Consider the following 23,992-nt stretch of genomic DNA (forward strand, 5'->3'; position numbering starts at 1 on the left):
ATCTCGAGGCAGTGGGCAGCGCAGACGAAAACGGGCGCCGTGATGGCGCCCGTGAGTGTGGTGCCGCGCTTGCGATCAGCGCGGCGACTTGCGGCGCACTGCGCCGAGGCCCAGCAGGCCGAGGCCAAGCAGCGCGAGCACACCGGGTTCCGGCACTTGGCTGGCCGGCGGGGTCACCGGCGTGCTGATGATGTTGGTGAAAGCCAGCTCTTCACCGCCACTGTCCAGGCCCCACATGCGCAACTGGAAGTACAGCGTGTCGGTAGCTTCGTAATTCCGCAGATCGAACGAGGGGGCGTAGGCGAAGAAATCGGGCTTTCCGCTTCCAACATTATTCTTGACCTCCATCGAGCAAAAGCCCTCCACGCCTTCGATGGTAAGGCCGCAACCTGCGCTGGTGTTTTGCGGGTCGTACCACGTCACCGGGACGGTGGCCTGCGCCAGCACCTTCGAGTCTTCGTCGTAGGCGCTGTTGAACACGTTGTCGAACGCGAAAGTGTCTTCGGTTACACCGTTACGCAGGACCTGCAACTGGCCATTCAGGGAAAGGCTTGCGCGATTGTTCAGGTCGAAGCTGAATACAGGTGTGAACAGGTTGCTACCCAGGAAGGCCTGCAATTGGCCCACGGTAACAACTGCCTCAAAAGGCCATTCGCCCATGTAGTTGCCATCGTTTCTGGGGGTCTGGTCGGCATCGTCACCCGTATTGTTGTCGCCCGTGCCCACCGTTGCGTCGGGGAACGGGTCGTTGTTGCCTTCATTAAAGCCAAACAGCTTGACGATCTGTCCCGTGCCGAACGACGGCAGCGTGCTCCATGCGCTGAGCGAGGAGTAGCCAAAGCTGTTGGTCAGCTCCTGCATCGCGTTGACTGAGTAGGAGATGAAGTCATCGTGCGCGCTGGCGATGTATACCTGCGCTCCCGTCTCCGTCGTGTAGCACATCAGGTTTGCCAGGTCGCCGCCATAGCCGCAGTTGGTGACCGTGGGGAGCGTCAGCGCGTGCGCGCCACCGGCTGCGAAAAGGCTGGTGGCCAGGGCTGTGGCGCGAATCAGATGCTTGGTTTTCTTATTCATGAGGTTCTCTTTTTTTGCGGGACGTCTGTGTCGAATTCAAAATACTTTTATGGCTTGGGTTGGTATAAGCAAGTATCGGGCCATATTCTAGGTGCGCATTAAACCTGCCTTTGAGACAGTGGCTTAGGTCAGGCCGTGAATTTTCGCTGACAGCGTGCCTGTGGCGACTGTAAAAAATTCCGACGCTCTGAACGCACCAGATTGGGCAGTTCTGTCAGCGCTTGGCGAGGGTCGGCAGTAACGCATCGAGCGCCTGGTGTTCCGTCCGGTAGCTCGACTGCGCGTTCACGCGCGCCCACACGCCGTCGCGCTCCATCGCGTCGATCACCTGCTTCTTGAGCCCGCAGAAGGCAATCGTCTGCCCCTGGGCATTGAAACGCTCTATGAGTCCGGCCAGGGTATGCAGGCCAGTGGCATCGATTTCATTGATGCCCGCGCCCGACACCAGCACGATCTTTACCCCGTCTTGCGCGCGCGCGGCGCCGAGCATGGCGTCCTCGAAGGTGGCGGCGGTGACGAAGCTGAGCGGGCTATCGAAGCGCAGGATCACCAGCTCCGGATGTGGGTGCGGTAGCCCGAAGCGTTCGCGGTCGCGGTAGGTGCCGTCTTCGTGCAGGCCGAGCAGTGCGACGCGCGGGCGCATGCCGCGATACACCATCAGTGCCAGCGACAGGATGAGTCCGGTGAAGATGCCGTTCTGGATGTTGGGGGCAAAGCCGAGGGTGGCGAGGAAGGTGACGGCGGCGCCAGCACCGTCGTCCCGGCTCGCTCGCCAGGCGCGCACCAGCACCTTGACGTCGATGAGACCCGCCACCGCCTGCAGGATGATCGCCGCCAGCACCGGCTTGGGCAGGTGCCACAGCAGCGGGGTTAGATAGAGCAACGCGACCAGCACGAAGGCGGCGGTGACGATGGACGACAGGCCGGTGCGCGCATCGCTCACGTAGTTGAGCGCCGAGCGCGAGAACGACGCGCTCACGGGCATGCCGCTGGTGAATGCGGCGGCGATCTTGCCCAGGCCCTGGCCGATGAGTTCCTGGTCCTGCCGCCAGGCCTGGCGGGTGCGGCCGGAGATGAGCTTCGCGCTGGAGGCGGCCTCCATGAAGCTGACCATGGCGACCACGAAGGCGGCCGGCAGCAGCGCGGCGATGAGTTCGAGGCGCAGCGGCGGCAGGCTGAGTTCCGGCAACCCGCCCGGCACCTCGCCCACCACGGCGCCGCCGCCCGCGGCAAAGCCGGTCCATGCGGACAGCGCGGTCGCCCCGGCCACCACCAGCGGCACGCCGGGCAGTCGCGGCCACACGCGCTTGAGCACCACCAGCGCCGTGAGGCTGCCGAGGCCGAAGCCGACCGAGGCGAGGTGAAGATCGGTAATGCCGCCGAGCGCCTGGGCAAAGTCCACCACCAGATGCTGCGAGTAGGGCATGGCCAGGCCGAGCAGCGGCGGGATCTGGGTCAGGCAGATGATCAGCGCTGCCGCGTTGACGAAGCCCATCAGCACCGGGACCGACAGCAGGTTGAGCAGCCAGCCCAGCCGCAGCAGGCCGAGCGCGAGCTGGATGAGTCCCGACAGCAGCGCCAGCAGCAGCGCGAGCCCCACCACATCGCCGCCCGCAAGGCCGCCGAGCGGCGCGATGCTGGCGGCCACCAGCAGGCTGGTCAGCGCCACCGGGCCGGTCGACAACTGGCCGCAGGACCCGAACAGCGCCGCCACCACCGCCGGCACCAGCGCGGCGTAAAGCCCGACGTGGGGCGGCAGGCCGGCGAGCTTGGCGTAGGCCAGGGCCTGCGGGATCATCACCAGCGCCACCGTGATGCCGGCGACCACGTCGTTACGCACGCCGGTGGCGCGCCATTGCGCAGGCCAGGACAGGAAGGGGAGGAAGGAGAGGGCGCGCTGGAGTGGCGACATTGGCGGTGGCGGCGGTGATTGCCTTTACGCGGGCGAGGTTTGCGAGGACGTCCGCGGGGTGCGCGTCCGTTTTGCGAAGGAGCTTCCATGGTAATGACAAAATGCGCATGCCTCCATGGAGGGGCCGCTCATTGGCGAGCATAATGCGATCGCCCTTTCGCCTGCCCGGAGTCGCGCCCAGATGGCGACCAGCCGCATTCCCCCGATTCAGTGCCTGCTCACCTTCGAGGCGGTTGCGCGCCTGCGCAGCGCCAGTCGCGCTGCGGTAGAACTCTGCGTGACCGTGAGCGCGATCAGTCATCGCCTCCGCCAGCTCGAATCGCACCTTGGCGTCCGGCTGTTCAGCCGCGGCGATTTCACTCTCACCAGCGATGGCGCGGTCTATCTGCAGCATGTGTGCACCGCGCTCGCCGCCCTGCAGAATATGCCGGGCGAGCGTGCCGCGGGCGGCGTGCGGGGGCTGCGCGTGGCGGTGACGCCCTCGTTCTGTCGCCAGTTCGTGATGCCCAAGCTGGAGCTGTTTCGTCGCAGCTTTCCCGACATCGAGCTGACGTTGCAGGTGTCGATCCCGCTGCGTGACGTGACCGCCGAGGAGGCGGACCTGGAGATCCGCTACGGTCCGGGTGGCTACACCGACCTCGAGCACCGGCTGATCCTGCGTGACCTGGTGACGCCGGCCTGCAGCCCCGCTTTCCTCGATGAGTTCGGCCCCTTCGATGGATTCGAGCGCGAGGCGGAATGCACCGCCATGCGCCTGGTGCGCAGCCCGCTCGAGCCGTGGGCGGGCTGGCATGCGCATTGCGGGCTTGCGCTTCCCGAGCCGACGAGCGGTGCGCAGTTCAACGATCTGGGGCTGGCGTACGACGCGGCCGCGAGCGGTTTCGGCGTGGCCCTGGTGCGGCACAAGCTGGGCGCCGCGTGGTTCGACAGCGGTCGTCTGTTGGCGCTGTCGGATCGCCCGATGGTGTCGCCCTACGCGCACTACATGTGCTGGGCGCCGGGTGCCCTCGAGCGCTGGGAATGCGCAGCCTTTATCGACTGGCTGCAGGGCGTGCTGCCCTGAATGCTGCGCCCTGGGTGGCGGGCCCCGGCGTCTGTGTGACGCCAGGCCGTTGCGCAAGGGGCGCGCTGTGAAGTTTCTTCAAGCCTCCCACAAAAATGCGTCAAACCGGCCAGTGGTGGTCCCCCCTATACTTCTGCTACGCGGCGGGCAAGAACGCCTGTCGGGGGCCCATGGCGAGGACCTGCAACGATGAACACAGAAGCCGAAGTCGAAGTGCTGGCGTTTGGTGAAACCGAGCGCGATTTTTCCGATGTGGACAAGGTGCGCGTGGTCGAGGCGCTCAGCCGCGTCCTGCCCGCGGGTACGCTGATGTACGAGACCGAGGACCTGCGCCCCTACGAGTGCGACGGCCTGGCGGCGTACCGCGCGCTTCCGCTGATTGTGGCGTTGCCGACGACCGAGGAGCAGGTGGTGGCGGTGCTGCGCATCTGCTTCGAGCTGGGCGTGCCGGTGGTGGCGCGCGGCGCGGGCACCGGCCTGTCGGGCGGCGCCTTGCCGCACACCCGTGGCGTGCTGCTGTCGCTGGCGCGCTTCAACCGTATCCTTGAGCTCGATCCGCTGGCACGCACGGCGGTGGTGCAGCCTGGCGTGCGTAACCTGGCGATCTCCGAGGCGGCGGCGCCCCACGGCCTCTATTACGCGCCTGACCCTTCCTCGCAGATCGCGTGCTCGATCGGCGGCAACGTCGCCGAGAACGCCGGTGGCGTCCATTGCCTCAAGTACGGGCTGACGGTGCACAACCTGCTGCGCGTGCGCGGGGTGACGATCGAGGGTGAGATCGTCGAGATCGGCTCGGGTGCGCTCGATGCGCCCGGCTACGACCTGCTCGCGCTGGTGACCGGCTCCGAGGGCATGCTGGTGGTGCTCACCGAGGTCACCGTCAAGCTGGTGCCCAAGCCGCAGCTCGCGCAGTGCGTGCTCGCCGCCTTCGACGACGTGGTGCGCGCGGGCGACGCGGTGGCGAAGATCATCGCCGCCGGCATCATCCCCGCCGGCCTGGAGATGATGGACCAGCCCGCCACCGCGGCGGTTGAGGAGTTCGTGCATGCGGGCTATCCGCTCGACGCCAAGGCGATCCTGTTGTGCGAGTCCGACGGCACGCCCGAGGAAGTGGCCGAGGAGATCGCTCGCGTGCGTGAGGTGCTGCAGGACAGCGGTGCCACCGAGATCCGCGTGTCGCGCGACGAGGCCGAGCGGCTGCGCTTCTGGGCCGGGCGCAAGGCCGCCTTTCCGGCGGCGGGGCGGCTCTCGCCCGACTACTACTGCATGGACGGCACGATTCCGCGCAAACGCCTGGGCGAGATGCTGACCGCGATCCAGGAGATGGAAGGCAGGTACGGCCTGCGCTGCATGAACGTCTTCCACGCCGGCGACGGAAACCTGCACCCGCTGATCCTGTTCGATGCCAACCAGCCCGACGAGCTCGAGCGCGCCGAAGAGTTCGGCGCCGAGATCCTCGAGCTGTCGGTGGCGCTCGGAGGAACGATCACCGGTGAGCATGGCGTGGGCTTGGAGAAGATCAACCAGATGTGCGCGCAGTTCACGACCGCGGAGGTGCGCCAGTTCTTCCGCGTCAAGGCGGCGTTCGACCCCCCCGGGCTGCTGAATCCGGGCAAGGCGATCCCGACGCTGAACCGTTGCGCGGAATATGGCCGCATGAAGGTGAGCAAGGGTCACGTGCCGTATCCGGACATTCCGCGGTTCTGAACCGATTACCTGAACTTGCCGTGGGAGCGGGCTTGCTCGCGGACAAGGGGCCGACCCGCGCATTCATTCGCGGGCAAGCCCGCTCCCACAGGATGACATCCGCAGCCTGAGTGCCCCGGCTGCCTCCGGAACGAGAGCAGGACGAGACAGATGACGACAACGATCGAGAAGGACTGGGCCGAGCGTGTGCGCGCGGCGGCCGCGGCAAAAACGCCGCTGTGCCTGCGCGGCGGCGGGACCAAGGATTTTTATGGTCGCGCACCGGCGGGCGAGGTGTTCGACTTGCGCCCCAACAGCGGCGTGGTGGCCCATGAGCCAACCGAGCTGGTGGTGACGGTGCGCGGCGGAACGCCGCTGGGCGAACTCGAGGCGGTGCTGGCCGAGAAGGGCCAGTACCTGGCCTTCGAGCCGCCGCATTTTGGCGCCGAGGCGACCGTGGCGGGCTGTGTTGCAGCCGGGCTCGCGGGGCCGCGGCGCTCGAGCATGGGCGCGGTGCGCGACTTCATGCTCGGCGTCAGGCTGCTCGACGGCCGTGGCGAGGTGCTGAAGTTCGGCGGCCAGGTCATGAAGAACGTCGCCGGCTATGACGTCTCCCGCCTGGTCGCCGGCAGCCTGGGTACGCTCGGCATCGTGCTCGAGGTCTCGCTCAAGGTCCTGCCGCGCCCGGTGGCCGAGGCGACGCTGCGCTTCCAGTTCGACGAGGCCGACATGCTTCGCACGCTGAACGCATGGGGTGCTCAGCCGCTGCCGGTGTCGGCGAGCCTGTGGCACGGGGATACGCTGCATCTTCGCCTGTCCGGGGCCGAGGCCGCAGTGCGCGCGGCGGCTGCGAAGCTGGGCGGCGAAGCGCTCGATGCCGCGGCGGCCAACGCGCTGTGGGCTGGTGCGCGCGAGCAGACCGCGGCGCCGTTCGCGCTCGGTGCCGAGGAGGTCCTGTGGCGCGTATCGCTGCCGAGCACCGCGCCGGCGCTGGGTCTGCCCGGTCGCCAGGTGGTGGAGTGGGGCGGGGCCCTGCGCTGGCTGGCGAATACGGGCGATGGGGCGCGGGTTCGCGCACGTGCGGCGGAACTCGGCGGTCACGCCACCGCCTTCCGCAATGGCGATCGCAGCGGTGAGGTATTCCAGCCGCTGTCCGCGGCGCTGGCAACGATCCACCGCCGCCTCAAGCAGTCTTTCGATCCGGCGGGCATCTTCAATCCCGGCCGCCTCTACCCGGAGTTCTGAGCATGCAGACCCAGCTCGCCGATTTCATCCGTGACACGCCCGAAGGCCGCGAGGCCGAAGAGATCCTGCGCAAGTGCGTGCATTGCGGCTTCTGCACCGCCACCTGCCCGACCTACCAGTTGCTCGGCGACGAGCTCGACGGTCCGCGCGGTCGTATCTACCTGATCAAGCAGGTGCTCGAAGGGGCCGAGCCGACCGAGAAGACCCGCCTGCATCTCGACCGCTGCCTCACCTGCCGTGCCTGCGAGACGACCTGCCCGTCGGGCGTGCATTACAGCCGCCTGCTCGACATCGGTCGCCATGTGGTCGATGCGCGCGTGCCGCGACAAGGCAGCGATGCGCTGACGCGCCGTGTGCTGCGCGAGTTCGTGCCGCGGCCGAAACTGTTCGGCCTCGCGATGAAGGCGGGTCAGTCGGTGCGCGGCTTGCTGCCGAAGACCTTGCAGGCCAAGGTGCCCGAGGCGCGGGCCGCAGGGCGGTGGCCCGCGCCGCGCCACGCGCGCCGGGTGATCGCGCTGGCCGGTTGCGCGCAGCCGTCGATGGCGCCGTCGATCAACACTGCAGCGGCACGTGTGCTCGATGCGCTCGGAATCTCGATGGTCGAGCTCGGGGAGGCTGGGTGCTGTGGTGCAGTGCGCTTCCACCTCAACGACCAGGACGGCGCCCGGGGCGATGCCCGGCGCAACATCGACGCCTGGTGGCCTGCGATCGATGCCGGCAGTGTCGAGGCGATCGTGATGACCGCGTCGGGCTGTGGCGTGCAGATCAAGGACTACGGCCATCTGCTGCAGCACGATCCGGTTTATGCCGACAAGGCAAAGCGGGTGGCGGCGCTGACGCGCGACATCGGTGAAGTGGTCGCGGACGAGTTCGATGGACTGGGGGCGTTGCTGGCGGCACGCAAGTTGCCGCTTCAGCCGCTCGCCTGGCATGCGCCATGCACCCTGCAGCATGGACAGCGCATCCGCGGCACGGTGGAGGGTTTGCTCGCTGCGGCCGGGTTCGAGCTCACGCCGGTGCGGGATTCGCATCTGTGCTGCGGTTCGGCCGGCACCTACTCGATCCTGCAGCCGGAACTCTCCGAGCGCCTGCGCACGAACAAGCTCGACTGTCTGCTCGAGGGCGGCGCAGGGATGATCGCGTCGGCAAACATCGGCTGCATCACGCATCTGCAAGCGGGTACCGGCACACCCGTGCGGCACTGGATCGAACTGATCGACGCTCGTCTCCACGGCCAGGTGGCATGAGGACCCGCCAAGCGTGAGAAAAGTCACGTCCGGCGCGCGTTGGTGGCGCGTCCCCGGACGGTGAGGCGCCGGGCTTGGGCGTCGGTTGCTATCATCGTCCGACTTTTCAAGTTCACCGGGCGCGCGCGCAGCAGATGTCATTTACCGCCGAAACCTGTGTCGCCATGCATATCGGTGACCGCAAGGAACAACAGGATCGTGTCGCGCTGTTCGGTCATCCGAAGCGGTCGGGCATGATGATGGCGGTGCTTGCCGACGGCATGGGTGGTCATAGTGGCGGTGCGATGGCCGCCGAGCAGGTGCTGATCCGCACACGGCAGAACTTCGACGCCTACGCGCCGCTGCACGAAACCCCGGAGGAGCTGTTGCGCAGTGTCATCGACGAGGCGCACACGGTGATCAAGCTCACCCGCTTCACCAGTGAGCAGGATCCCCACAGCACGGCGGTGGTCTTCATCCTGCAGCAGGGCAAGGCGTACTGGGCGCATTGCGGCGACTCGCGCCTCTACCACTTCCGCGGTACGACCACCGTGTCGCGCACGGGTGACCATTCGCTGGTCGGCGAGCTTCAGCGCAAGGGCCGGCTCGACGAGAACGGGGCGCTCAATCACCCGCAGCGCAACGTGTTGCTGTCCTGCCTGGGTAGCGATCGCGAACCGCGCATTGAATACGGTCGCGAGGAATCGCCCGTGGCAGGGGACTGCTTCCTGCTGTGCTCGGACGGCCTGTGGGCCTACTTCACCGACTTCGAGCTCGCTTCCACGCTCCAGGAACACGCACCACGCGCTGCAGCGGAGCGCCTGATTGCCCAGGTCCGGCAACGTGCCGGCGGCGGCGGTGACAACATCTCGCTTGCCGTGATCAAGCTGGCTCCGGCCCAGTCCGCCGCCTGACCTGGCCGGATTTCCCGAGCCGCCGGTGTCATCGGGTGTCATCGGGTTGCGCTGATTCCGAATGACGGTAATATCGGTGCTGTGTCGGCTCTGAGCGCTTCAAGCGCGGGGCTGGGAGAGAGAAAACCATTCATGGTGCTGCCGACGCGCACTTCAAATTCCGTAATTTCAGTCTTCAGGAAGGAGTCCGTCCATGCCTCTGGTCATCGGGGTGCTGTTGGAGACTCATCCCGGCGAACGGCGTTTGTCCGTTGTGCCGGATGTGGTCAAGAAATATCAGGGCCTCGGTGCCCAGGTGGTGATGCAGAAGGAGGCAGGCAAGGCCGCGCACTTCCGTGACGCCGACTTTGCCGACGTGAGCTTCGTCGACACTGCAGATGAGGTCGTCGCGGCGGCCGATGTGGTGTTCTGCGTGCAGGCGCCTCAGGCGAGCACGATCGCAGCCATGAAGCCGGGCAGCGTGCTGTGCGGCATGCTGCAGCCATGGTCGAGCGTCGAGCGTGCGCAGCAGCTCGTCGACGGCCAGATCACCGCCTTCGCGCTCGAGCTGCTGCCGCGCATCTCGCGTGCGCAGAGCATGGACATCCTGTCCAGCCAGGGTGCGGTCGCGGGCTACGAGTGCGCGCTGATCGCAGCGGACCATTCGCCCAAGTTCTTCCCGATGCTCACCTACGCTGCCGGCTCGATCCGCCCGTCCAGGGTGCTGGTGATCGGTGCCGGCGTCGCCGGCCTGCAGGTGATCGCTACTGCGCGCCGTATCGGCGCCATGGTCGAGGCCTACGACGTGCGCCCCGAGACCCGCGAGCAGATCGAGTCGCTCGGTGCCAAGTTCGTCGACACCGGTGTGTCGGCGGCCGGTACCGGCGGCTATGCGCGCGAGCTCACCGAAGAAGAAAAGGCCAAGCAGGCCGAGCGCCTGGCCAAGGCCGTGGCCCAGTGCGATGCGCTGATCACCACGGCGGCGATCCCCGGCAAGAAGGCGCCGAAGATCATCACCGCCGACATGATCGCGCGCATGAAGCCGGGGGCGGTGGTTGTCGACATGGCGGCCGAGACCGGCGGTAACGTCGAAGGCACGGTCGCCGGCGAGAAAGTGTGGATCAACGACGTGCTCGTGATCGGGCCCACCAACATCGCCAGCCGCATGCCGGTGCATGCGTCCGAGATGATCGCCAAGAACCTGTTCAACTTCATCTCGCCCTTCATCAAGGACGGCGCGCTCGCGCTCGACTGGGAAGACGAGGTCATGTCCGGCTCCTGTCTGACCCATGCGGGCGAAGTTCGCCACGCCGGGGTCAAGCAAGTGCTCGGCCTGTAAGGAGGATTGCCCCATGGATGGCTTTACCGCGCTGTATATCTTCGCGCTGGCCGCGTTCACCGGATACGAGGTGATCTCGCGTGTGCCGGTGATCCTGCACACCCCGCTGATGTCGGGTTCCAACTTCATTCACGGCGTGGTGCTGATCGGCGCCATGGTGGCGCTCGGTCACGCCGACCCCGAGGAGCCGCTGCAACTTGTCATCGGCTTCTTTGCGGTGTTCCTGGGCGCGGCCAACGCGGCCGGTGGCTACATCGTCACCGAACGCATGCTCGGCATGTTCAAGGCCGGCGGCCGCAAGGAAGGGGGTTCCAAATGACGTCTAACTGGTTCGTGAACATGGCGTACTTCATCGTCGCCGTGGTGTTCATTCTCGGCCTCAAGGCGATGGCCTCGCCGGTTACGGCGAAGAAGGGCATCGTCTGGGCCGGTTTTGCGATGGTCGGCGCCACGGTGGTGACCTTCTTCATGCCCGACCTGAAGAACGTTGACCTGATGATCCTTGCGATCGTGCTCGGCGGCGGCGTGGCTTGGTACAGCGGCAAGATCGTCAAGATGACCGACATGCCGCAGATGGTCGCCATCTACAACGGCATGGGCGGCGGCGCGGCGGCGGGCATTGCGGCGATCGAGCTGGTGCGCGGCGTGCAGCATGACGCGGTCACCTCGACGCTGCTGGCGCTGGGCGCAATCATCGGCGCGGTGGCGTTCTCGGGTTCGTGCGTGGCCTTCGCCAAGCTGCAGGGTCTGATGAACAAGGCGATCCGCCTGCCAGGACAGAACAACGTCAACTTCTTCCTGACACTGGCGACCGTCGGCATCGGCCTCACCGTGGCCTATTCCGATGCGCCTGGTGGGTTCGAGATTTTCCTGTTCTTCCTGCTCGCGCTCGCGCTCGGGGTGGTGCTGGTGATGCCGATCGGCGGCGCCGACATGCCGGTAGTGATCTCGCTGCTGAACGCCTTCACCGGCCTGGCCGTGGGCTTCAAGGGCTTCGTCATCGGCAACCCCTTGCTGATCGTGGCCGGCATCGTGGTCGGCGCCTCGGGCATGCTGCTCACCCAGCTCATGGCCAAGGCGATGAACCGTCCTATCAGGAACATCATCTTCTCTCCCATCACCGGTGCGGCGGCCGAAGGTGGCGAGGCGGTCGAAGGCACGATGCGCGAGCTGTCGGCGATGGATGCGGCGGCGCTGATGCGCTACGGCCAGAAGGTCATCATCGTGCCGGGCTACGGCATGGCGGTGGCCGGTGCCCAGCACAAAGTGTGGGAGATGGCGCAGCTTCTGGAAGAGGCGGGCGTCGAGGTCGTGTTCGCGATCCACCCGGTCGCGGGTCGCATGCCCGGCCACATGAACGTGCTGCTCGCCGAGGCCGGTGTGCCCTACGACAAGATCTTCGACCTCGAGGAGATCAACAACGACTTCGCCCAGGCCGACGTGGCGCTGGTTATCGGCGCCAACGACGTGGTGAACCCGGTCGCGCGTACCGACAAGTCGAGCCCGATCTACGGCATGCCGATCCTCAACGCCGACATGGCGCAGAACGTCATCGTGGTCAAGCGCGGCAAGGGTGCTGGTTACTCGGGCATCGAGAATGCGCTGTTCTACAAGGACAACTGCCGCATGCTCTATGGCAGCGCGCAGGAAGCGATCGGACAGGTGATCCAGCACGTGAAGGCGATGGAAGGGTGATGCCCGCCCCCCTGGCTCCCGGGCTGGTGGGGGAGGTGCTCGTCCGGCAGCCGGGCCGTGGCCGCGGGCGCAATGCCTGCCGCCACGGCCCGGCGCATTTCGGGCGTGGTCTGGCGCGGGGCGTGCTGTTTGCTGCCGTGGTCGGACTGATGCCGGCTGCCGCGCTCGCGCAGCAGCCACAGGCGGTCGCAAGCGCGCCGGATGTGCCCGAGTGGCGGCGCACCGATGCCTACGTGTTTCGGGCGATCGGGGATGTGACGCGGCGCATGCAGTTCGTCGCCCAGGCGATGCAGTTGCGCGACTACTGCGCGGACCGCAGCGTGTCTGACGATTTCGTGCGCGAGCGCCTGCAGCGCTTCAGTGCCATGACCGGCCGCGAGGAAAGTTGTACGACCTTGCTCGACTACTGAGCGCCGCGCGCGATAAAGGCCGCGAACGCTTGTACCGTCATCGACGGGCCGAACAGCGGGCCCTGCTGCAGGTGGCAGCCGAGCGCACTCAGGAAGGCCTGCTGACCCTTCTTGTCGACCCCGCGCGCATAGACCTCCAGCCCCAGCGTGGTGGCAACGCCGCTGATCGCCTCGACGATGGCCTCGCTGTCCTCGTCGTGGCCGACGCCACTCACCAATGCGGGGTCGAGCTTGACCGCCTTTAGCGGGTAGCGGCGCAGCCGCGGGATGGAAGACAGGCCGCGGCCAAAATCGTCGATTGCCAGGCGGACACGTCGGCCGGCAAGTTCAGTCAGCGTCGACTCCAGTCCTGCCGCATCCATCTCGAAGATCCGCTCGTCGAGATCGAGTTCCAGTCGCTCGGGGGCAAGATCGGTGCGGTGCAGGATTGCCGCGACGCGCTCGGCGAAGTCGCCGCGCAGCAGTTGTTCAGTCGAGACATTGACCGTCAGCCGCGGCCCGGCGGGGCCGTGGCTGGCAGGCCAGTTGCGTGCGCTGCGACAGGCCGTCTCGAGCGCCCAGTCGCCCAGTTCGGAGATCAACTGGCGGTCGTTGACTGCGCCGATGAAGCTGCGGAAAGGCAGCAGCCCGAGTTCGGGGTGCTCCCAGCGCAGCAGCGCCTCGCCCGCGCAGATGCGGCCCGAGCGTGCATCCACCAGCGGCTGGAAGTGCACTGCAAGGCCGCCCGCGGCCAGCGCTTCGCGCAAGCCCTGCTCCAGGTATTCGCCGCCAAAGCCGGGTGTGCGCGCGAGCGTGCGGAAACAGGGGGTGTCGATGTTGCGGGGGTCGGCAGGTGCGCTCGGGAGGCGCGCATGCAGGCCAGCAGCGCCCGCGAGGACGGTGCGCGCTGGCAATGCCGTGTTTGCAGTGTTCGCCAGGCCAGATGCAGGCGGCGCGCTGAGCAGGATGGCATGGATGCCTGGGCGCAAGCGCGGCGCGCAGATGAAGTCCAGCGTCGTCGTGCCGTGCCTGGGCCGGGCGAAATCGAGCGCACCGCGACGTTCGCCCTGGATGAAGAGTCGTGCGCGCGCCGCGAGAAAGGCCTCCTCGCTCGCGAACAGTTCGGCGAGCGGTCGGCCGGCGATCTGCCGGTAGTCGCGATCGAGGAGCCGGCAGGCTGCGCTGTTGGCGTCGAGGATGATCTCGTCGCCGGTGATGATCAGCCCTTCGTCGAGCAGTTCGAGCAGCGCGAGATAGACGCCGGTTTCTGCACCCTCCGACAGGTCGGGGATGAAGGCTTCGGCAGGGTGGGGTGCGCCCGGATCAGGGGAGGCACCCGGGGGATGTCCAGCAGGATTCACGGGCGGCAGCATCGACAAGGTGTCAGATCATTACGGCATGGCAAGCAGGATACTTGATGCCCCGATGCCGCCGACCCGGGAATAGGCGGGGTACGCGACCGCTATTTTCGACCGAGACCGCCGAGCAGCACGGCAATCGGGCGCTGCCCGCGGCGCAGCGGGTCGGGTTTGCCGGCCGCCGCAAGGGTCGGTTGTGTGTCGGCGACGGTGACGACGACCGGGTTTACCGGTTCGTACGGCTTGGTGTAATCGAAGCCGTCAGCGGCGATCGTCGACCGGGTGCGCCGATTCGAGCCACGGCTGCTGTCCCGCGCGGCGCTGCGGGCATTGTCACGGGCGCTGTCACGGCTGGATTCGCGGACCGGCTCCCGGCGTCCCTCGCCTGCCTGCTCGCGGGCTGCGCTACGAGCGGGGGGCGGGCTGTCGATGGTCGCGGCGGCGGCCGGACGGCGACCACGCTGGCCGCGGGTGCCCGCTTCCTGGAAGTCGGGGTCGGGATCGAAGCCGGGAACCATCTCCTGCGGGATCTGGAACTTGATCAGCTTCTCGATCTCGGACAGCCAGTGCTTCTCTTCCGAGCTTACCAGCGAGATCGCGTAGCCATGGTGGCCGGCGCGGCCGGTACGGCCGATGCGGTGCACGTAGTCTTCAGCGGTGTGCGGCAACTCGAAATTGATGACGAACGGGAGCTCGTCGATGTCGAGGCCGCGCGCGGCGACGTCGGTGGCGACCAGCACGCGCAGCCTCCCGGACTTGAAGGCTTCGAGCGTCTCGGTGCGCTGCTGCTGGCCCTTGTCGCCGTGGATGGCGTCGGCCGAGATGCCGCTGCGCTCGAGGAAGTGGGCCAGGCGCCCGCACATCAGCTTGGTGTCGACGAAGACCAGCGCCTGGGTGTCCGGCTTGTGGCGCAGCAGGTGGGCGAGCAGGTTGCGCTTCATGCCCGAGGACACCGGATGCACCACATGGGTGATGGTCTCGGACACCATGTTGCGGCGCGCGACCTCGATCAGTTGCGGGTTCTTCAGCATCTGGTCGGCGAGGCGCTTGATCTCGTCCGAGAAGGTGGCCGAGAACAGCAGGCTCTGGCGCTGCGAGGGCAGCAGGGCGAGGATGCGCTTGATGTCCGGGATGAAGCCCATGTCGAGCATGCGGTCGGCTTCGTCGAGCACCAGCACTTCGACCTGGGAGAGGTTGATCGACTTCTGTTCGATGTGGTCGAGCAGCCGGCCCGGTGTGGCGATGACGACTTCGATGCCGCGGCGCAGCTCCATCTGCTGGGGCCGGATGTCGACGCCGCCATAGACGCACACCGAGCGCAGTGGCAGGTGCTTGCTGTAGGTCTTGACCGACTCGAACACCTGCATCGCCAGCTCGCGCGTGGGGGCGAGGATCAGCGCGCGCGTCTGGTGGCGGGCGGGCGAGGTGCTGGTGCTGGCGTGGCGGGCGATGCGATGCAGCAGCGGCAGCGTGAAGCCGGCAGTCTTGCCGGTGCCCGTCTGGGCGCCGCCCATGACGTCCTTGCCGGCGATGACGATGGGGATGGCCTGGCGCTGGATCGGCGTGGGCTCGGTGTAGCCGGCGTCGGTGACGGCTTGCAGCAGTTCGGGAATGAGGCCGAGGTCGGCAAAACTCATGGGTGCCTTCGGGTTTGAGGTGGTCGACAACCGACCACCGGATTACGGAAAGCCCGGATTATACACCGCTCAAAAACCTTTACTTGACAGGGGCTTCGCTCGACCGGGTGATGCCCTCGTGGACAACCGCCGAGATCCCCATGTGTACGCGAGCCTGCTCACAGGCTCAGGCTCACGCGCCCGGCGGGCTCAGCGCTTGAGCGTGAGGAAGGCGGTGACTTCCTCGCGGTCGTGGTACAGGTGCTTGATGCGCAGGTCGTACGGCCCGACGCTGGCGAGCCGCTTGCGAATCAGCTCGCGGCACTGCTCGACCGCCTCGACGCGGCGCTTCATCGGCAGCTTGAGGTTGAAGATCGCGTAGCGGCAGTGCCCGGTGCCGATCCACTCGGCCATCAGCGAGGCAATGCGCGACGGCTGTTCGACCATGTCGCACACCATCCAGTCCACCGGCCGGTGCGGGCGCCAGGTGAAGCCGTCGGCCTTGAGGTGCTCGACCATCTCGGTCGCCATCACGCTGTCGCGCAGCGGGCCGTTGTCGATCGCGGTGACGCGCAGGCCGCGATGCACCAGTTGCCAGGTCCAGCCGCCCGGTGCGGCGCCGAGGTCGACCGCGCGCTGGCCGGCACGCAGGATGCTGTCGCGTTCGCCGTCCTCGAGCAGCATCATGAACGCTTCGGCGAGCTTGGCCGTGGACCGGCTGGGTGCGTTCGAGGGCATGCGCAGGCGCGGGATGCCCATCGGCCAGGTCGAGCACTGCCCGGGCTGGCCGGCGGCGAGCCAGGCGGTGGTGGCGTCCGAAAACAGCACGTGCAGCACCGGCAGTCCGGCGCGGCTGCTGCGCAGGCAGCCGTTCTTCTCCAGGGCCTTGGAGAGTGGCTCGGTGAAGCGCTTGCAGAAGCCGGAGCGCTGCTTGGCTTCGTCGGTGTCCGGCGTCTCGAGCATCACGCCGGAGAAGCGCTGGCCGCTGGCCTTGACCGCCTCGACGATCGGCGTGGCGCGGTCGCGCTCGGGCAGGCCGTCGACGCGGGCGAACCACGGTAGCAACTGGCGCGCGAAAGTGGCGCGGCGCCAATCGGTTGCTTCACCAAAGGCGCCGAGTGGGGTGGGCTCGAAGGTCTCGTACACGACGAAGCCCGAGTCCGGTTCTGCGCGCACGTGGCCGATCAGGCCTGCTTCTGCAGCGAGATCGTCGAGCTCCGCAGCCAGCTCCTTCTCGAAGCCGGCGCGGCAATAGCCGATGAGGCCGGCGCATTGCAGGCCGGCGGCGGGGGTATGCTGGTTCATGGGCGGGCGCGGGAGCGCAGAAAGGGATCGGGACGGCCGTCGCGCACGAGATCCACGATGAGGCGGGGTCGGCGGCGACTGGGCCAAGTTCCCGATGATAAGCCGGCAGGGCGCTGCTGGCGAGCGTGGCGCGCGGCGGTGCTCGCCAGCAGCGCCCCGGATCAGGGTGCGGGTTTGGCGGTTCCAGCTGAAGATGCCGTGGCCGCTGCCGATGTGGCGAGGTGCTCGGTGGCCCTGACCGCGTCGGGTGTGAGCCGTGACGGCACGACCTCGAGCTTGTGCTCCATCATGTAGTCGTTCATGTCGCGCCAGCCAGCGAAGACGGCCGCCTTCTCGGCGCTGCCGTTGAGCGTGTAGCAGTCCTCGAGCGAGCGTCCGGCGTGGCGACACGCGCTGCCGATGGCGCGCCCTTCGGACTCCAGTCTCGCCGCGTCGCGCGAAGGATTGGGGAGTTCGAGCAGTTCGGCAACCTGCTCGCAGCCGGTGATCAGTGGCAGCAGGGCGAGCAGGGCGGCGACGGTGCGCAGGGAAAGGGGGTACGGACGGCGCATGGCAACTTGTCGTGAGCGGGCTTGTGATGTTTATCGGCAGCTTTGCGTCAAACCTGAACTGCATTCGGGCCGATCGGCCCTGGTGCCTGCCGGCCCCCTGTCGTGACCAGCGGGGCGCAGCGCGACGATGTTACATCGTGCCCCTGCGCTTCCAGTGCCCGCGGCTCTATAATTCGCGCGGCTCGCGGACCGCCGGTCCGGGTTTTATTTCGTGTGTGTCAAGGCAATGAATACAAAGCGTTTCAAGGGTATGTTCGCGGCCGTGATGGCCTGCGCCGCGGTGGGTTCGCCATGGGCCGTCGCGCAGGCGGCGGCCCAGCAGCAGATCGAACTGTTCCACCGTCTGCCGGATACGAAGGCTGCGGCGCTGAAGGATCTGGTCGAGCGCTTCAATGCGCAGTCCAAGGATGTTCAGGTCGTGCTGTCGGCGGCCGATTGGCGCACGGCCGCGCCCCACATGCTGATCCTCGAGGGCGACGACGAGGATGCGTTCGTGGGCGGCACGCCGCGCTTCAAGCCGCTGCATGCGCTCATGAAGGAAAGCGGCGCGCCGCTGCAGACCCTGCGTCCGCCTGCGATGATGACGCGCACGCCCGTCAATGCGAAGGGCCAGTTGCTGGCGCTGCCAGTGGGCTTGTCGACGCCGGTGCTGTTCCTGAACCGCGATGCGCTGCGCCGTGCGGGCATGAACCCGGACACGACCCGCACCAACACCTGGATCGAACTCCAGGACACGCTCGGCCGCCTCGCTGACACCGGTCACGCCTGCCCCTACACCGTGTCCGAGCCGGGGCGGGTGATGGTGGAGAACCTCAGCGCCTGGCACAACGAGCCGGTCGCGAGGCTGCAGGGCAAGGTGACCGTGCCCAGCTTCAACGGCATGTTCCAGGTCAAGCACATCGCGATGATGGCGAGCTGGACGCGTGCCCGTTATCTGCACGTATTCCCGCAGCAGGCCGAGGCCGAGCAACGCTTCGCCAGCGGTGAATGTGCGGTGATTGCGGCGCCGTCGGCGAGCTGGACCGACTTCCGCCGTGCCGGCAAGGTGGACGTGGCTGTTTCGCGCCTGCCGTACTACGAGGATTTTCCCGGTGCGCCGCAAAACACGGTCGCTGACGGTCCTGCGCTCTGGACCGCCGCCGGCAAGAAACCGGCCGAGTACAAGGCGGTCGCGCGCTTCATCAGTTTCTGGCTGCAGGCGGACAACCAGGTCGCCTGGCAGCGCGAAACCGGCTACCTCCCGCTGAACCGTGCCGGCCTGCTCGCGTCGCGCAGCGAACTGCTCGGGGACGACCTGGAGAACGTGCGCGTGGCGGTGGACCAGCTCGGCAACAAGCCGGCCACCGCGCAGTCGTCTTCGCAGCCGGTCGTCGAGCGCCAGAGCGTGCGCCGGATCCTCGACGAGGAGCTCGCAGGAGTGTGGGCGGACGAGAAGGCGGCCAAGGAGGCGCTCGACAATGCGGTGATGCGCGCCCAGGATGCCAAGTGACAACGTGTCCCACGGCATTGTGCGGTGCCGCCTGTGCGTGGCCGTGCGTGGCTTGACGCCACGCGCGGGCGCCGCCTAACATCCGCGCTTTTGCCGCGAGCGTACCCGCCTTGTCCGTCAAGCAGCTTTTTGCGCCGATCGCAGCCGACATGGGTGCGGTCGATGAGGTGATCCGCACGCGCCTGCATTCGGACGTGACGCTCATCCGTCAGGTTGCCGAGTACATCGTCCGGAGTGGCGGAAAGCGCCTGCGTCCGGCGCTGGTGCTGTTTACAGCCGGGGCGATGGGCTACCGGGGCACGCATCACCACGAACTGGCCGCCGTGGTCGAGTTCATCCACACGGCGAGCCTGCTCCACGACGACGTGGTCGACGAGTCCGATCTGCGCCGCGGCAACAAGACCGCCAACGCGATCTACGGCAATGCGGCAGCCGTGTTCGTCGGCGACTTCATGTACTCGCGCGCCTTCCAGATGATGGTCGGGGTCGACAGCATGCACGTGATGCGTGTGCTGGCCGATGCCACCAACGTCATCGCCGAAGGAGAGGTGCTGCAACTCCTGAACTGCCACAACGCCGACGTCGTCATCGACGACTACCTGCGCGTGATCCGCTACAAGACGGCAAAGCTATTCGAAGCCGCCGCGCGTCTGGGTGGCATCGTCGGCGGTGCCGACCCTGATACGGAGGCGCGGCTTGCCGCCTTTGGCATGCATCTGGGCACCGCCTTCCAGCTCATCGACGACGTGCTCGACTATTCGGCCGACGAAGCCGACACCGGCAAGCATCTGGGCGACGACCTCGCCGAAGGCAAGCCGACCCTGCCGCTGATCCACGTCATGCAGTACGGCACCCCCGCGCAGGCGGCGCTGGTGCGTGGCGCGATCGAGAACGGCGGGCGTGATGATTTTGCCGCCGTACTCACCGCTATCCAGGATAGCGGGGCGCTCGCCGAGACGCGGCGCTACGCGCAGGCGGAAGCAACGCTCGCAATCGAAGCAATTTCGGTGCTCCCCCCTTCCAATTTCAAGGATGCGTTGCTACAATTATCGGACTTTGCAGTTCGGCGAAAACACTGATATAGTTTCTGGCTTCGCAGGGCAGCAATAACTGCAGCAAAAAGTGTCGGGGAATAGCTCAGCCTGGTAGAGCACTGCGTTCGGGACGCAGGGGCCGGAGGTTCGAATCCTCTTTCCCCGACCATCAATTCCCGCCAAAAACCGCCCTCGAGGCGGTTTTTGCGTTGGTGGCCCAGACCTGTCCGCACTTGCAGGGCCATGCGTGGCCGCCTGGGCCGCCGCCACATCGATACCCGAGGAGTCAAGGATCATGCAACTCAAGGACAGCAGTCTGCTGCGTACCCAGGCCTACATCGACGGGGCCTGGTTGGACGCCGATGATGGGCGTAGCTTCAAGGTCCGTAATCCGGCCGATGGCACCCCGATCGCCAGCGTGCCCGACCTGGGCGCCACCGAGGCCCGGCGCGCGATTGCTGCGGCCGGGGCGGCGTTGCCGGGGTGGCGGGCGCGTACTGCCAAGGAGCGTGCGACGATCCTGCGGCGCTGGTTCGAGCTGATCATGGCCAGCCAGGAAGACCTCGCCGTGCTGATGACGTCGGAGCAGGGCAAGCCGCTGGCCGAGGCGCGCGGCGAGGTGGCCTACGGTGCGTCCTTCATCGAGTGGTTTGCCGAGGAAGGCAAGCGCATCTATGGCGACGTGATCCCGGCGCATGGCGCGGACAAGCGCATCGTGGTGCTCAAGGAGCCGATCGGCGTGGTGGCGGCGATCACGCCGTGGAACTTCCCGATCGCGATGATCACCCGCAAGGCGGGGCCTGCGCTCGCAGCCGGCTGCACGATCGTGATCAAGCCTGCCGAGGACACCCCGCTGTGCGCGCTCGCACTTGCCGAGCTGGCCGAACGCGCCGGCCTGCCACGCGGCGTGCTCAACGTCGTCACCACCAACCGCGCGGCCGAGGTCGGCGGTGAACTCACTGCCAACCCCACCGTGCGCAAGCTGTCCTTTACCGGCTCGACCGAGGTGGGCAAGCTGCTGATGGCGCAGTGCGCCGGCACGGTGAAGAAGGTGGCGCTGGAGCTCGGCGGCAACGCACCGTTCATCGTCTTCGACGACGCCGACCTCGACGCTGCGGTTGCGGGCGCGATGGCATCCAAGTACCGCAACGCCGGGCAGACCTGCGTGTGCGCCAACCGCCTGCTGGTGCAGGACAGCGTCTACGACGCCTTTGCGGAGAAACTGGCGGAGGCGGTGGCGAAGCTCAAGGTCGGGCCGGGTCTGGCGGGAGACGTGCAGCAGGGGCCGCTGATTAACGAGGACGCGGTGGCGAAGGTCGAGGAACTGCTCGCCGATGCAGTGGACAAGGGCGCGCGCATTGCGTGCGGCGGCAAGCGCCACGCGCTCGGCGGCACCTTCTTCGAGCCCACCATCGTCACCGGCGTGACGGCGCAGATGCGGGTGGCGCGCGAGGAGATCTTCGGACCGGTGGCACCGTTGTTCCGCTTTCACACCGAGGACGAGGCGATCCGTATGGCCAACGACACCGAGTTCGGGCTCGCCGCCTATTTCTATGCGCGCGACATCGCTCGCGTGTGGCGCGTGGCCGAAGGGTTGGAGTACGGCATCGTCGGCATCAACGAGGGCATCATCTCCACCGAGGTCGCACCCTTCGGTGGTGTCAAGGCGTCCGGGATCGGCCGCGAGGGCTCGAAGTACGGTATCGACGACTTCGTCGAGATCAAGTACCTGTGCATGGGCGGGATTCGCTGAGCAACCTGTTGCCCGGCTCCAGCGCCTTGACTGCACGATACAGCGCGTCGTGCGTCGGCACCGCCATGCCGTGGCGCGCGGCCATCTGCACCAGAGCACCGGTGATCGCGTCGATTTCAGTGCGTCGGCTGGCGAGCACGTCCTGCAGCATGCTGGCGCGGTTCGCCGCTGTGGCCGCGGCGACGGCGTGAACCCGCGCGAGGGCGGCGGGCTCGTCGAGCGCCAGCCCCTCGGCGCGCAGCACCGGCCAGGCCTCGCGCACCAGATGGTCGAGTTCGGCGCGTAGCGGCGGCGCGAGCAGGGCGCCGTTGTTCACCCGATGTACGGCCGCGAGCGGGTTGATCGCCACGTTCACCAGCAGCTTCGCCAGGCGCGCGGCGCCGATGTCGGGCTCGACCCGGGCGCGCAGCCCGGCACGCGCCAGCATCGCGGCGACCGGTTCGAAGCCTGCCGGCACCAGTGTTTCGCCCGCCCCGGACGGCCACACGTGGTCGCCATCGCGATAGGCGCCTTCGGTCGTGATCCCCTGGTCGACGCGCCCGGTCGCGCAGTGCGCGCGCAGCACCTTCCCGGTCAGCCCATTCTGCAGCGACAGCACGCCCTGTGCGTCCATGCGGGCGGCGATGGCCGCGGCGTCTGCGGTGTCCCCGGCCTTCACCAGGACGATCACCCAATCCGCCGGCGGCGGCGCATCGGCGGGAAAGACGTCGGGCTTGTACAGATGATCGCCCACCGTCACCCCCGCTCGCAGCCGCGCTGCGCGCACGTCGTCGCGGGCGATCACCGCCACTGGCATCACCTCGGCAAGGCGCGCAGCGAAACGGAGGCCGAGCGCGCCGGCGCCGATGATGGCGAGAGGGTAGCGATCCGGTAGCGGAGAGTCGGGTGGGTTCATTCCTCGAGGGTTCCTGTTGCTGCTCCAGCAGCATCGTTCCGGATCACGGCGGGCAGGGGGCTGTGGAGCATGTTGAACAGCGTTCGCGCCGATCTGGCGCTGGAAGCCGCATTCTGCGGCGTTTTTCCCCGAATGGCACAGGGTTTGCGGAAGCGGCCACCAGCCCGGCTGCGACGCAGTCGGGTCGGAGGAGCCAACGACAACACGACCATTCGAGGAGATTTCCATGAACCCGACCACCCCCCGCAAGCCCGCTTCCCACACGCCCATGCGCAGCCTGCTGTGCGCCAGCGTTGCCGCGGCGCTCGCGATCGTCGCCGCGCCGGCGCAGGCGATCAGCTTTTCCCAGGGCGACGCAACGCTCGACATCAACGGCACCGTCAATGGCTTCTACTCGCATCGCACCGCCGAGGCCAACGGTGTCAAGACCACCAATTCCGCGCTCACCAACGGTCTGCTGCCGGGCTGGATCAACTTCGTGTTCACCACCAAGGTGGAAGGCCTGGACATCAAGGCCCACGTCGGCTTCGCGCCCGGCATCAACGACAAGTCGGACGTGGTCGGCCTGCCGAGCGATCCGGGGTGTGGCGGGGCCACCGGCTGCGACAGCCCCTTCACCCAGATCGACACCCGTAACCTCTACTTCCAGTTCGGCAACCAGGAGTGGGGCACGGTCAAGTTCGGCCGTGACATCGGCCTGTTCGGGCAGAAGATCATCCTGTCCGACATGACCCTGCTCGGCCTCGGCGGCAACAGCTACGCCTCGACGCCCTTCAACACCACCTTCGGCATGATCGGCCACGGCTACATGTACACCGGCTTCCAGCCGCAGATCACCTACACCACGCCGACCATGGGCGGGCTGTCGGCCTCCGCGGGCATCTTCGACCCCAACAAGTTCGCCGGCGACGAGACCAAGAACCCCGGCTTCCAGGCCATGGCCAACTACGACTGGGAGGCCGGTGCGACCAAGGGCTCGCTGTGGGCAGGCGCGATCCACCAGCGCACCAGCGGCGCGGGCAGCTTCAACGCCAGCGGCTTCGAGCTCGGCGCCAAGATCGGCTTCGGCGCGTTCGAGGCGGTGGCTTACGGCTTCGACGCGAGCGGGCTGGGCCTGTCGACGGTGGGCGCGCTGTTCCTGTCGCCCTTCGGCAAGAACGACGGCCGGGGCTACTTCGTGCAGGGCACCTACACCGTCGGCAAGACCAAGTTCGGCCTCAACTACGGCGAGAACCGCGACCGCGGCGGCCTGCTCACCGACACCAACACCTTCCGCTCGGCCACCGCCGGCGTCTATCACAGCCTGAACAAGTACATCACCCTGGTCGGCGAATACAACCAGGAGAAGGGCGAGGGCGCCGACCTGTTCGCCGGCGACCTGAAGACGCGGACGATCTCCGTCGGCGGCATCCTGTTCTTCTGACGCGCTGCCCGGGCTGCTCCAGAAATGCCGGATCAATGGAGCACAT

At 67.2% G+C, this 23,992-nt stretch carries 20 protein-coding genes and 1 tRNA gene; 14 read left to right on the forward strand and 7 right to left on the reverse strand.

Annotation, left to right across the window (positions count from 1 at the left end):
- Nucleotides 1–75: 75 nt before the first annotated feature.
- Both RBT54_RS11205 and RBT54_RS11210 read right to left on the reverse strand, forming a co-directional pair.
- Complete coding sequence (locus tag RBT54_RS11205; protein ID WP_320367143.1) at nucleotides 76–1,074, reverse strand: PEP-CTERM sorting domain-containing protein; 999 nt, start codon at nucleotides 1,072–1,074, stop codon at nucleotides 76–78.
- Nucleotides 1,075–1,288: 214 nt separating this feature from the next.
- Nucleotides 1,289–2,986 (reverse strand): SulP family inorganic anion transporter, encoded by a 1,698-nt coding sequence (locus RBT54_RS11210; protein ID WP_320367144.1) that lies wholly within the window; start codon nucleotides 2,984–2,986, stop codon nucleotides 1,289–1,291.
- 181 nt (nucleotides 2,987–3,167) lie between these two features.
- Between RBT54_RS11210 and RBT54_RS11215 the strand changes: the two genes are divergently transcribed.
- From RBT54_RS11215 to RBT54_RS11255, 9 genes are all read left to right on the forward strand, one after another.
- Nucleotides 3,168–4,049 (forward strand): LysR substrate-binding domain-containing protein, encoded by an 882-nt coding sequence (locus RBT54_RS11215; protein WP_320367145.1) that lies wholly within the window; start codon nucleotides 3,168–3,170, stop codon nucleotides 4,047–4,049.
- 189 nt (nucleotides 4,050–4,238) lie between these two features.
- Nucleotides 4,239–5,756 (forward strand): FAD-linked oxidase C-terminal domain-containing protein, encoded by a 1,518-nt coding sequence (locus RBT54_RS11220; protein ID WP_320367146.1) that lies wholly within the window; start codon nucleotides 4,239–4,241, stop codon nucleotides 5,754–5,756.
- Between the two features lie 150 nt (nucleotides 5,757–5,906).
- Entirely contained in the window at nucleotides 5,907–6,980 is a 1,074-nt protein-coding gene (gene glcE / locus RBT54_RS11225) for a glycolate oxidase subunit GlcE (RefSeq protein WP_320367147.1), read from the forward strand.
- A gap of 2 nt (nucleotides 6,981–6,982) precedes the next feature.
- The gene (gene glcF / locus RBT54_RS11230; protein ID WP_320367148.1) at nucleotides 6,983–8,227 is read left to right on the forward strand and encodes a glycolate oxidase subunit GlcF; all 1,245 of its coding nucleotides are present in this window, start codon (nucleotides 6,983–6,985) and stop codon (nucleotides 8,225–8,227) included.
- 134 nt (nucleotides 8,228–8,361) lie between these two features.
- Nucleotides 8,362–9,120 (forward strand): PP2C family protein-serine/threonine phosphatase, encoded by a 759-nt coding sequence (locus tag RBT54_RS11235; protein ID WP_320367149.1) that lies wholly within the window; start codon nucleotides 8,362–8,364, stop codon nucleotides 9,118–9,120.
- A 193-nt stretch (nucleotides 9,121–9,313) separates the two neighbouring features.
- A complete protein-coding gene (locus RBT54_RS11240) occupies nucleotides 9,314–10,438 on the forward strand; it encodes an NAD(P) transhydrogenase subunit alpha (RefSeq protein ID WP_320367150.1) in 1,125 nt (374 codons plus the stop codon).
- 13 nt (nucleotides 10,439–10,451) lie between these two features.
- Nucleotides 10,452–10,757 carry an NAD(P) transhydrogenase subunit alpha gene (locus tag RBT54_RS11245; protein ID WP_320367151.1) on the forward strand — a complete coding sequence of 102 codons (306 nt, stop codon included), beginning with the start codon at nucleotides 10,452–10,454 and terminating at the stop codon, nucleotides 10,755–10,757.
- Nucleotides 10,754–12,133, forward strand: a complete 1,380-nt coding sequence (locus RBT54_RS11250) for an NAD(P)(+) transhydrogenase (Re/Si-specific) subunit beta (RefSeq protein WP_320367152.1) — start codon at nucleotides 10,754–10,756, stop codon at nucleotides 12,131–12,133. Before RBT54_RS11245 ends, RBT54_RS11250 begins: the two co-directional genes overlap by 4 nt.
- Entirely contained in the window at nucleotides 12,133–12,543 is a 411-nt protein-coding gene (locus tag RBT54_RS11255; protein WP_320367153.1) for a hypothetical protein, read from the forward strand. The genes RBT54_RS11250 and RBT54_RS11255 overlap by 1 nt, the downstream gene beginning before the upstream one ends.
- On the opposite strand, the gene RBT54_RS11260 is transcribed toward RBT54_RS11255, so the two are convergent.
- The 4 genes from RBT54_RS11260 to RBT54_RS11275 all read right to left on the reverse strand — a co-directional run bounded on the left by RBT54_RS11260 (nucleotide 12,537) and on the right by RBT54_RS11275 (nucleotide 17,352).
- On the reverse strand, nucleotides 12,537–13,895 hold the full coding sequence (locus tag RBT54_RS11260; RefSeq protein WP_320367154.1) for an EAL domain-containing protein: 1,359 nt from the start codon (nucleotides 13,893–13,895) through the stop codon (nucleotides 12,537–12,539). The two genes, RBT54_RS11255 and RBT54_RS11260, sit on opposite strands and share 7 nt — an antisense overlap.
- Before the next feature lie 89 nt (nucleotides 13,896–13,984).
- Nucleotides 13,985–15,517 (reverse strand): DEAD/DEAH box helicase, encoded by a 1,533-nt coding sequence (locus RBT54_RS11265; RefSeq protein WP_320367155.1) that lies wholly within the window; start codon nucleotides 15,515–15,517, stop codon nucleotides 13,985–13,987.
- A 189-nt stretch (nucleotides 15,518–15,706) separates the two neighbouring features.
- On the reverse strand, nucleotides 15,707–16,801 hold the full coding sequence (gene rlmM, locus RBT54_RS11270) for a 23S rRNA (cytidine(2498)-2'-O)-methyltransferase RlmM (RefSeq protein WP_320367156.1): 1,095 nt from the start codon (nucleotides 16,799–16,801) through the stop codon (nucleotides 15,707–15,709).
- A 161-nt stretch (nucleotides 16,802–16,962) separates the two neighbouring features.
- Nucleotides 16,963–17,352, reverse strand: a complete 390-nt coding sequence (locus RBT54_RS11275) for a hypothetical protein (protein WP_320367157.1) — start codon at nucleotides 17,350–17,352, stop codon at nucleotides 16,963–16,965.
- Between the two features lie 226 nt (nucleotides 17,353–17,578).
- Between RBT54_RS11275 and RBT54_RS11280 the strand changes: the two genes are divergently transcribed.
- The 4 genes from RBT54_RS11280 (at nucleotide 17,579) to gabD (ending at nucleotide 21,628) form a co-directional block, all read left to right on the forward strand.
- Nucleotides 17,579–18,841 (forward strand): extracellular solute-binding protein, encoded by a 1,263-nt coding sequence (locus RBT54_RS11280; RefSeq protein WP_320367158.1) that lies wholly within the window; start codon nucleotides 17,579–17,581, stop codon nucleotides 18,839–18,841.
- 110 nt (nucleotides 18,842–18,951) lie between these two features.
- Nucleotides 18,952–19,920: a polyprenyl synthetase family protein gene (locus RBT54_RS11285; RefSeq protein WP_413788443.1), complete on the forward strand. Its 969-nt coding sequence runs from the start codon at nucleotides 18,952–18,954 to the stop codon at nucleotides 19,918–19,920.
- Nucleotides 19,921–19,967: 47 nt separating this feature from the next.
- Nucleotides 19,968–20,044, forward strand: a tRNA-Pro gene (locus RBT54_RS11290).
- A gap of 126 nt (nucleotides 20,045–20,170) precedes the next feature.
- On the forward strand, nucleotides 20,171–21,628 hold the full coding sequence (gene gabD / locus RBT54_RS11295) for an NADP-dependent succinate-semialdehyde dehydrogenase (RefSeq protein WP_320367159.1): 1,458 nt from the start codon (nucleotides 20,171–20,173) through the stop codon (nucleotides 21,626–21,628).
- Here the strand turns inward: gabD and RBT54_RS11300 are convergent.
- Complete coding sequence (locus tag RBT54_RS11300; protein ID WP_320367160.1) at nucleotides 21,597–22,523, reverse strand: 2-dehydropantoate 2-reductase; 927 nt, start codon at nucleotides 22,521–22,523, stop codon at nucleotides 21,597–21,599. The two genes, gabD and RBT54_RS11300, sit on opposite strands and share 32 nt — an antisense overlap.
- A 268-nt stretch (nucleotides 22,524–22,791) precedes the next feature.
- On the opposite strand from RBT54_RS11300, the gene RBT54_RS11305 reads away from it, so the two are divergent.
- Entirely contained in the window at nucleotides 22,792–23,946 is a 1,155-nt protein-coding gene (locus tag RBT54_RS11305; RefSeq protein ID WP_320367197.1) for a porin, read from the forward strand.
- Nucleotides 23,947–23,992: the final 46 nt, after the last annotated feature.

The organism is Thauera sp. (assembly GCF_034003485.1).
Lineage (GTDB): Bacteria > Pseudomonadota > Gammaproteobacteria > Burkholderiales > Rhodocyclaceae > Thauera.

Bases quoted from the DNA above. Each gene is read 5' to 3' on its own strand.
- RBT54_RS11275 (WP_320367157.1), bottom strand. From the start codon at position 17,352: ATGCGCCGTCCGTACCCCCTTTCCCTGCGCACCGTCGCCGCCCTGCTC.
- RBT54_RS11280 (WP_320367158.1), top strand. From the start codon at position 17,579: ATGAATACAAAGCGTTTCAAGGGTATGTTCGCGGCCGTGATGGCCTGC.
- RBT54_RS11300 (WP_320367160.1), bottom strand. From the start codon at position 22,523: ATGAACCCACCCGACTCTCCGCTACCGGATCGCTACCCTCTCGCCATC.
- RBT54_RS11235 (WP_320367149.1), top strand. From the start codon at position 8,362: ATGTCATTTACCGCCGAAACCTGTGTCGCCATGCATATCGGTGACCGC.
- glcF (WP_320367148.1), top strand. From the start codon at position 6,983: ATGCAGACCCAGCTCGCCGATTTCATCCGTGACACGCCCGAAGGCCGC.
- RBT54_RS11205 (WP_320367143.1), bottom strand. From the start codon at position 1,074: ATGAATAAGAAAACCAAGCATCTGATTCGCGCCACAGCCCTGGCCACC.
- gabD (WP_320367159.1), top strand. From the start codon at position 20,171: ATGCAACTCAAGGACAGCAGTCTGCTGCGTACCCAGGCCTACATCGAC.
- RBT54_RS11245 (WP_320367151.1), top strand. From the start codon at position 10,452: ATGGATGGCTTTACCGCGCTGTATATCTTCGCGCTGGCCGCGTTCACC.
- RBT54_RS11255 (WP_320367153.1), top strand. From the start codon at position 12,133: ATGCCCGCCCCCCTGGCTCCCGGGCTGGTGGGGGAGGTGCTCGTCCGG.
- RBT54_RS11250 (WP_320367152.1), top strand. From the start codon at position 10,754: ATGACGTCTAACTGGTTCGTGAACATGGCGTACTTCATCGTCGCCGTG.
- glcE (WP_320367147.1), top strand. From the start codon at position 5,907: ATGACGACAACGATCGAGAAGGACTGGGCCGAGCGTGTGCGCGCGGCG.
- RBT54_RS11260 (WP_320367154.1), bottom strand. From the start codon at position 13,895: ATGCTGCCGCCCGTGAATCCTGCTGGACATCCCCCGGGTGCCTCCCCT.
- rlmM (WP_320367156.1), bottom strand. From the start codon at position 16,801: ATGAACCAGCATACCCCCGCCGCCGGCCTGCAATGCGCCGGCCTCATC.
- RBT54_RS11240 (WP_320367150.1), top strand. From the start codon at position 9,314: ATGCCTCTGGTCATCGGGGTGCTGTTGGAGACTCATCCCGGCGAACGG.
- RBT54_RS11215 (WP_320367145.1), top strand. From the start codon at position 3,168: ATGGCGACCAGCCGCATTCCCCCGATTCAGTGCCTGCTCACCTTCGAG.
- RBT54_RS11210 (WP_320367144.1), bottom strand. From the start codon at position 2,986: ATGTCGCCACTCCAGCGCGCCCTCTCCTTCCTCCCCTTCCTGTCCTGG.
- RBT54_RS11265 (WP_320367155.1), bottom strand. From the start codon at position 15,517: ATGAGTTTTGCCGACCTCGGCCTCATTCCCGAACTGCTGCAAGCCGTC.
- RBT54_RS11220 (WP_320367146.1), top strand. From the start codon at position 4,239: ATGAACACAGAAGCCGAAGTCGAAGTGCTGGCGTTTGGTGAAACCGAG.
- RBT54_RS11305 (WP_320367197.1), top strand. From the start codon at position 22,792: ATGCGCAGCCTGCTGTGCGCCAGCGTTGCCGCGGCGCTCGCGATCGTC.